Source organism: Wolbachia endosymbiont of Atemnus politus (assembly GCF_013309895.1).
This window is the reverse complement of record NZ_JAAXCS010000063.1, coordinates 1-7486: the sequence shown is the minus strand read 5'-3', so window position 1 is coordinate 7486 and position 7486 is coordinate 1. Positions and strand designations below refer to the sequence as shown.

9 protein-coding genes are annotated in these 7486 nt (G+C 34.1%); 1 reads left to right on the top strand and 8 read right to left on the bottom strand.

Features of this window, described 5'->3' with window-relative positions; translation table 11 throughout:
• Positions 1-298: hypothetical protein (locus HET73_RS04835; protein WP_174134110.1), on the top strand; the 298-nt coding region annotated here is incomplete at its 5' end.
• Positions 299-384: 86 nt separating this feature from the next.
• Here HET73_RS04835 and ccmE read toward each other — a convergent pair.
• From ccmE to HET73_RS04795, 8 genes are read right to left on the bottom strand one after another with little or no spacing between them, the layout of a single operon-like run.
• Positions 385-777 (bottom strand): cytochrome c maturation protein CcmE, encoded by a 393-nt coding sequence (gene ccmE / locus HET73_RS04830; RefSeq protein WP_174133024.1) that lies wholly within the window; start codon positions 775-777, stop codon positions 385-387.
• Entirely contained in the window at positions 761-898 is a 138-nt protein-coding gene (locus HET73_RS04825) for a CcmD-like small membrane protein (RefSeq protein ID WP_174133023.1), read from the bottom strand. Before HET73_RS04825 ends, ccmE begins: the two co-directional genes overlap by 17 nt.
• On the bottom strand, positions 895-1677 hold the full coding sequence (locus HET73_RS04820; RefSeq protein ID WP_174133022.1) for a biotin--[acetyl-CoA-carboxylase] ligase: 783 nt from the start codon (positions 1675-1677) through the stop codon (positions 895-897). The genes HET73_RS04825 and HET73_RS04820 overlap by 4 nt, the downstream gene beginning before the upstream one ends.
• Positions 1674-3074 carry an NADH-quinone oxidoreductase subunit N gene (locus tag HET73_RS04815; protein WP_174133021.1) on the bottom strand — a complete coding sequence of 467 codons (1401 nt, stop codon included), beginning with the start codon at positions 3072-3074 and terminating at the stop codon, positions 1674-1676. Before HET73_RS04815 ends, HET73_RS04820 begins: the two co-directional genes overlap by 4 nt.
• Positions 3071-4513 (bottom strand): NADH-quinone oxidoreductase subunit M, encoded by a 1443-nt coding sequence (locus tag HET73_RS04810; RefSeq protein WP_174133020.1) that lies wholly within the window; start codon positions 4511-4513, stop codon positions 3071-3073. The genes HET73_RS04815 and HET73_RS04810 overlap by 4 nt, the downstream gene beginning before the upstream one ends.
• Positions 4514-4516: 3 nt before the next feature.
• Positions 4517-6373: an NADH-quinone oxidoreductase subunit L gene (gene nuoL / locus HET73_RS04805; protein ID WP_174133019.1), complete on the bottom strand. Its 1857-nt coding sequence runs from the start codon at positions 6371-6373 to the stop codon at positions 4517-4519.
• Between the two features lie 4 nt (positions 6374-6377).
• Positions 6378-6686 carry an NADH-quinone oxidoreductase subunit NuoK gene (gene nuoK / locus HET73_RS04800; RefSeq protein WP_174133018.1) on the bottom strand — a complete coding sequence of 103 codons (309 nt, stop codon included), beginning with the start codon at positions 6684-6686 and terminating at the stop codon, positions 6378-6380.
• Positions 6677-7264 carry an NADH-quinone oxidoreductase subunit J gene (locus tag HET73_RS04795; RefSeq protein ID WP_174133017.1) on the bottom strand — a complete coding sequence of 196 codons (588 nt, stop codon included), beginning with the start codon at positions 7262-7264 and terminating at the stop codon, positions 6677-6679. Before HET73_RS04795 ends, nuoK begins: the two co-directional genes overlap by 10 nt.
• Positions 7265-7486: the final 222 nt, after the last annotated feature.

The window sequence follows — 7486 nt, the reverse complement described above, 5'->3', positions numbered from 1 at the left end:
AAATAAAAATATTTTAGATAAGCTAATAGTTGCTTTTGAAAAAGATCCTGAAGCAACTCATGCGCTTTTAAATAGTAAATTATTCAATTCCCGTGGTGAAATATTAAAAATGCTTTCAGATAAGAGGTTTGATGGTAATAAGGTATGGAAAATGTCAAGCAGTATCCATTTATTATCAATGTTAAAAAGAATTTCGTCTACTAATCATAGAGAAAACAAAATTGATTGCATATTAGGTATAAATTCTGTAATTGACCAAATTATGGCATACTCTGAATCAACATCAACGGACCAGTAAATATAAAGAATTTTATCTTTTACAACGCTACTCTTTCATTCAATTTAATCATATTACTTCTATAGCTATAGATAGATTAAGAGATTCTACTTTGAAACCTTTGGCATATAATTCTCATCATGTTTTGCAAACACTGTGTCTGCCAAAAAGGTGTCATTGTCGAACATTTTACCTTGCACGACAACACCACTTTTTTCTGAGAACATTGGAGGGAGTATTCCTTGATATTTTACCACAACGCTTTTGTTAAAATCTGTCATCTGAAAGATCACTTCACTTTCGTTATGCATCACACTATTTTCAACAACCATTCCACCGATACGGATTGGCTTTTGATTATCTGGCAAAACTGTTGCTTCACTTACTGTATAGAAAAATGAGATATTTTCTTTGAGTGTTGTTAGGATAAGAAAAACTACACAATTTAAAAAGAAAAAAATTCCCGAAGCTATAAGTAATCGCTTATGTTTCTTCTTCATTATTATCTTTCAGGCTTTCTAGAATTTCTTTACTTTTAATATAACAAGAAATGGTAAAAATTAGTTCTCCAGCAATCAACGCGAAGCTAATAAGGTAAGCAGAAATTACGTATGCATTCATAATGTGCCACCAACAAATAACTCACCTGCATCGAAATAAATTAAGCTTCCATCTTTTTTCTGTAATGCCAATCTGCCACTTCTATCTATATCAACAAAAATCCCTTCATGCAATTTATCAGCTAACTTTACGCTGATTTGCTTATTCATTTTGAATGCTTTTTTCAACCACATTTCTCTTATAGTATAAAACCCATCAAATATCCATTGTTTTCTTAGTTTATTAAAGCTTATTATTAATGCTTTTAATAAATCTGTGTTAGACATAGACTCGCCATAACTGCTAACGCATGTTGTCCATGAAAACGGTGCATGATCAATGTTAATTCCAACTCCTATAACTAACCAATTTGAAACAGACTTCTTTTCAAGCAATATCCCACTTATTTTTTTACCATCTACCAGAATATCATTTGGCCATTTGTATTGGAGGTTTAGGTCATTTATAAATGATAATAACGTGTTGCCAACAGCAAGAGCAGTAACAAAGGTCAATTCTGTTAATTTACTTAGATTTTCTCTGTCATTCAAGTAGTTGACACTGGCATCCAGTAATTGAGTATTACACCGTGGAGCTTGCGGAAGGTTTACTATCAAACTTGCACAGAAATTACCTTCTAGAGAGACCCATCTTTTCCCAGTGCGCCCTCTGCCCTCTGTTTGCTTATCTGCAATAATGACGGTTTCATTTGATATTCTTCTATCAATTAAATCCAATGCCTCTTTATTAGTGCTTGAAACTTCGTGGTAATGATGAATATGAAAACCCTCAGGGATCACTTTACCAACCCTTTAGTTGCTAAATGAATTAACGAGTATAAATCCTCTACATATATAAAAAGAATAATATTGATTAAGGAAGCTACTGAGCTGATAATGAGTAGCCCTTTAGAGTAAGTAATTTTATCACCACTAGCCTTATCAAAATACATAGCTTTTATGATATTTAGGTAATAGTAACATGATATAACACTTGCTACTACAAGGATCAAAGATAGACTGGTAAAGCCTGAATTTATTAAGCCTTTAAATATAAAAAGTTTAGTGAAAAAACCTGCAAGTGGAGGTATTCCAGCCATCGAGAATAATAGTATAGAAAGATGAAAAGCTAAAACTGGGTGTTTTTTTCCAATACCAGACAAACTGGTAACATTGCAATCATCATCGTCAATTTGTATGAAATATGAAAACAATCCTATGCTTGTGACAATATATATTACCAAATACATCAAGGAACTATCTGTTCCCGTCCGTGTAGAGATAGAAAGCGAAGCAAGAATGAAGCCAACATGACCAATTGAGCTGTAAGCAAGCAGCCTTTTTAGGTTTTTTTGGCGCAAAGCCCCTAAAGCTGAGATAAGTACAGATAGTGCTGAAACATATAAAAGAACAGGTTGAACATAATTTTTGATATTTATTAATTCCTCATTCATCAGTCTAATTAAAAATGTTACAAGTGCAGCTTTTGGAGCAGTAGAAAAAAACGCAGTCACTATGGTGGGCGCACCTTGATAGACATCTGGAGCCCACATATGAAAAGGAACAATAGCAAGTTTGAAACACAAACCAATAATGATAAAGACTAACCCAAAAACTATTCCATAGGTTACCTGATGGTTTTGCACAAATGAACTTAACTGGGAAAAATCGATTTGTCCTGTGTACCCATAAAGTAGCGACATTCCATATAGCATAATACAAGAAGACAACGCACTGAGCGTAAAATACTTCACCCCTGCTTCACATGAATAAGTTGAATCTTTATTGAAGCTTGCAAGAACGTATAAAGATATACTCATCAATTCAAAAGCTAGATAAAAAGAAATTAAACTATTTGCTGAAACCAAAGTTATCATGCCAAACAGTGCAAAAAGAATCAGTATTGAAAATTCATATTTATAGTCATATTTTGATAGATTTAACAGCAAAAGTACTAAAATTCCTGTAGTCATAATCAACCCTTGGGCTGATCTGATGTATAAATTGAGTTTTAATAACGAGTTAAAGAAAAAAACTTCATTATTTTTTGCTGAAAGAATTAAAATAATTAAAGTTACCGCTGTGCAACCAAGTGCTAGCAAGTTAATAGTGCGACGGTTAAATACAATTCCAAGCAGCAGCAACACTAATGAGGAGATAATAGAGAAAGTCTCTGGCAATACCTGTATACAATTCATAGAGTGTTATATTTGACTAATAAACTTGCCATACATGGCTTCAAGTAATTCAGCGCAAGAGTTGGGTAAAAGCCAAGCAAAACAACAAACACTGCGAGCAGAATTAAGACAGAAAATTCTATGCTATCCAAACGGTTATTTAACAATTTAGAATAACTCACCCCCCATATTGTTTGCTTACATAAATTCAGCATGTAAACTGCGCTCAAAATAGTGCCGAGTGCGATAAATCCTGTGAAAAACCTTATACTCTTAAACATTCCAATCATAGCCAAAAACTCACCTATAAACCCAGACGTTCCAGGTAGCCCTATTGAAGCCATTGAAAATAAAATGAACATAAAACCAAATTTTGGCATTGTGTTTACTATGCCAAAATACTTTGCAATTTCCAAAGTTCCAGTCCTAGTATATAGCATTCCTACACATAAGAACAGAGCAGCAGAAATAAGGCCATGACTAATCATCTGAAATATAGCACCAAGTACTCCCTCTTCGCAAAACGAAAAGAGACCAGCAGTAACGATTCCCATGTGTGCTATTGAAGAATAAGCTATTAACTTCTTTATATCATCTTGAGCAAACGCAACTAGCGAAGCATAGATTACTGCAATAATGCTGAGCACAACAACGAAATTTGAAAAATGTAAACTTGCTTGGGGAAGCATTGGAATAGAGAATCTTAAAAATCCGTATCCTCCCATTTTAATAAGCAAGCCAGCTAAAATTACGGATCCAGAAGTTGGCGATTGCACATGTGCATCAGGAAGCCAAGTGTGGAATGGAAACATCGGTACTTTTATTGCAAAAGAAATAAAAAATGCGATCCATAACAATGACTGTACTTCAAGATCAAAGCTTGGCATTAATGTGGCTAATTTCTGTATATCAAACGTTCCACAAGCATTATAAATGTACACTAATCCAAGCAGAAACAACAACGAACCAGTCAGTGTATAGAGGAATAACTTGAATGTTGCATATACCCTTTGTTTTCCTCCCCAGATGCCGATAATAAAGAACATTGGTACTAGAACAGCTTCAAAGAATACATAAAAACTTATAGCATTCAATGAAATAAAGAAACCGACTACAAAACTCTCGAGCAGCAAAAATAGTGCCATATACGGCTTGAGGGTTGTATAACTCATTTTACAATTGTAGAGCATACAGATAACAAATAAGAAAGTTGTAAGTAGCAGGAAAAGTAACGATATACCGTCCACCCCTATTCCAACGTTTCTCATTGGGTAGCTGACGAACTGAAAGTCCGGATTGTTATAATCAAACTTTATACAAGCTACAATGCTAAGCAAAAATGGAAGTATAGCAAAAGATAAGGCAAGAAGTCTTAGGTATATAGATTTATGATTAACCTTAATTAGAGATAAGATCAACGCTCCTATTAGTGGAAGCAAGAATATACTAAGTAACAACACTTTCTATTTAATTCCAATAATATATAAAGCACCAATTATTAAAGTAACAAACATAATAAACGCGTAATCAAATATATAGCCAGTTTGTAACCTTATAGAACTTTTTGAACATTCACTAACCAACCTTATAACACAGTTCGGTCCAAATGAATCAATAACCTTGACATCAAACTTCCAGAGAAGCTTAGGTATAAACCTCATTGGTACAACTATAAAAAATTCATATATCTCATCAAAGTACCATTTATTCTGCAGGAATTTAAGTAAAAACTTACTTTTAATCTGTTTGATTGTTTGATAATGGTAAATTAAGTACGCGAGTATTATTCCGCTTATACTTGCCAAAGTCGGCAGTAGCTTTATAAAGAAATTATGAATTTCATGCTCATTCGCAACTACTAAGCTTGACTTCCAAAACACATTACTAGTTATATTCAAAGTATTTGCTCCCCATATTCCAGAAAACACCGATCCAAAAGCAAGTATCAGTAGCGGTATAAGCATAATTTTTGGTGCTTCATGTATATTAATTTTACTTTGTTTCTGACTATGAAATACAAGAAGTAATAACCTCCAAGAGTAAAACGCTGTAAAGAACGCAACGATTAAGCTTACTACAAAAGCAAAACTATTCATACTATAAGCGTGTTCAATTATTAAATCCTTTGAATAAAAGCCTGCAAATGGGAATATCCCAGAAAGTGCGAGAGATCCGATCCACATGAGGGCGTAAGTGTAGGGGATTTTCTTCCAGCAATTTCCCATCCCTTGAATGTTTTGCTCATGATGCATTGCATGAATCACATTGCCTGCACCTAGGAATAGTAAAGCTTTAAAAAAGGCGTGGGTCATTAAATGAAAAATAGCAACATTGTAAGCAGAAAGGCCACATGCCATAAACATATAACCAAGTTGGCTGCAAGTTGAATAGGCAATTATCTTCTTTATATCGTTCTGGGTAATTGCAACAGTAGCTGCAAAAAAAGCAGTCAGTGCACCAACAATAACTATTAATTCTCGCGCTACATTTGATAGCTCAAAAAATGGAGAACATTTTGCTACTAAAAATACACCTGCTGTTACCATCGTTGCTGCATGAATAAGTGCAGATACGGGAGTTGGCCCTTCCATCGCATCTGGCAACCAAATATGCAGGCCAAGTTGGGCAGACTTTCCCATACAGCCTACAAAAAGTAATACACATATTATATGAACTATTTTAAACTCACAGCAAAACACTCTAATGTTCTGCGCACCAAAGAAATTAACGGTGTCAAAAATTTCAGTGAATTTCAAAGAATGAAATGTGTAATAAACAAGAAAGATTCCAATTAATAGTGCAAAGTCTCCTACCCTATTTACAACAAATGCTTTAATTGCTGCATTATTTGCAGAGTATTTTTGAAACCAAAACCCTATGAGTAGATAGGAGCATAAGCCAACTCCTTCCCAGCCAAAGAAAAGCTGCACAAAATTGTCACTTACAACCAACATAATCATGCAAAACGTGAACAGCGATAAGTAAGAAAAAAATCTCGACTTTCCCTTATCATGTTCCATATAGCCTATAGAATAGAGATGCACCACTAGTGAAACAGTGGTAACAACAATCAGCATTAAAGATGAAAGAGCATCAACACTAATTGCCCAATTTACTTTTAATACACTTAGTGAAAATAAGGGAAATAAAACTAAATGATAATTTTCAGAAAAGGTGAGAAAAACATACCAGGATAAAACCGCAGATACTCCAATTCCTGCAGTTGTAATTAACTGACTAAAAATATCTCTTCTAAAAAATGCTGCAAATAATGAACTAAAGAGTGGTAAAAACACTATTAATTTTAGTATATTTATCATATCTTCATTCTTTCATTAAGTTCGCTTGTTCAACGTTTATATTTCCACGCTTTCTATAATAAACAACCAGTATTGCAAGTCCTACCCCTGACTCTGCTGCTGCAACAGTCAACACAAACATGACAAAAATTTGTCCAACTATATCATTCATAAAGGCAGAAAAAGCAACCAGGTTAATGTTAATTGCCAGCAATAATATTTCTATTGATAACAATATATTAATTATGCTTTTGCGGTTGATGAAAATACCGCACACTCCAATAGTAAATAAAAGAGCAGCAACTATCAAAAAATGATTTAATCCTATTTCCATTCCACTCCTTTTCCAAATTTAGCCTTAACCAACTTTACAGACGAAGATTGCGCCAATTGCTCTAATACATTCTGCTTTTTAACCCCTTTTTTCTTGTCCTGCAAAGTGAGAGCAATTGCGCCTACAATTGCTACAAGTAGCAAAATGCCAGAAAGATGGAAGGCGTACATATAATCAGTATACAACAAATTACCGATAGCTTTCACGTTATTGGCACTGTAATTTATGACATTGCTTATATTAGGTGCTGAGCTGCGAATTACAAAGCTGATAATCAGAAAAAACACAACAGATAATATAGCACTGAGGGCTAAATGCCTTGCAAAACCCTGACGCAACCTTATATAGTCAATATCGAGCATCATAACTATAAAGAGGAATAACACTGCAACTGCACCGATATATACTATCAGCACCATCATGGCAATGAACTCAGCTCCAAGGAGGATAAAAAGAGCTGAAGCGTTAACGAAAGCGAAAATTAAAAATAACACTGCATGTACGGGATTCCTTACACTAATCACACAAACAGCAGATAAGACGCTGAGAATTGCAAAAAGATAAAAGAAAAAAGTCATTGATATTCATCTGCAATAATAGTTACTAATTTAAAGTGACTATTGCTATGAAGTCAATAGACTTCTTGCATTTTTGGCAGCATGTTGAGAAACGCAAAAGTTGCTTGACAACCCCGTCAATCTCATTACAATAACGTTGAAGCTAATTATTTATCTTCTCTGTACAGATTAAATGACAAAAAAACTTAGTATATCTGGCGTCTCATGTTTAATTTTTTGCAC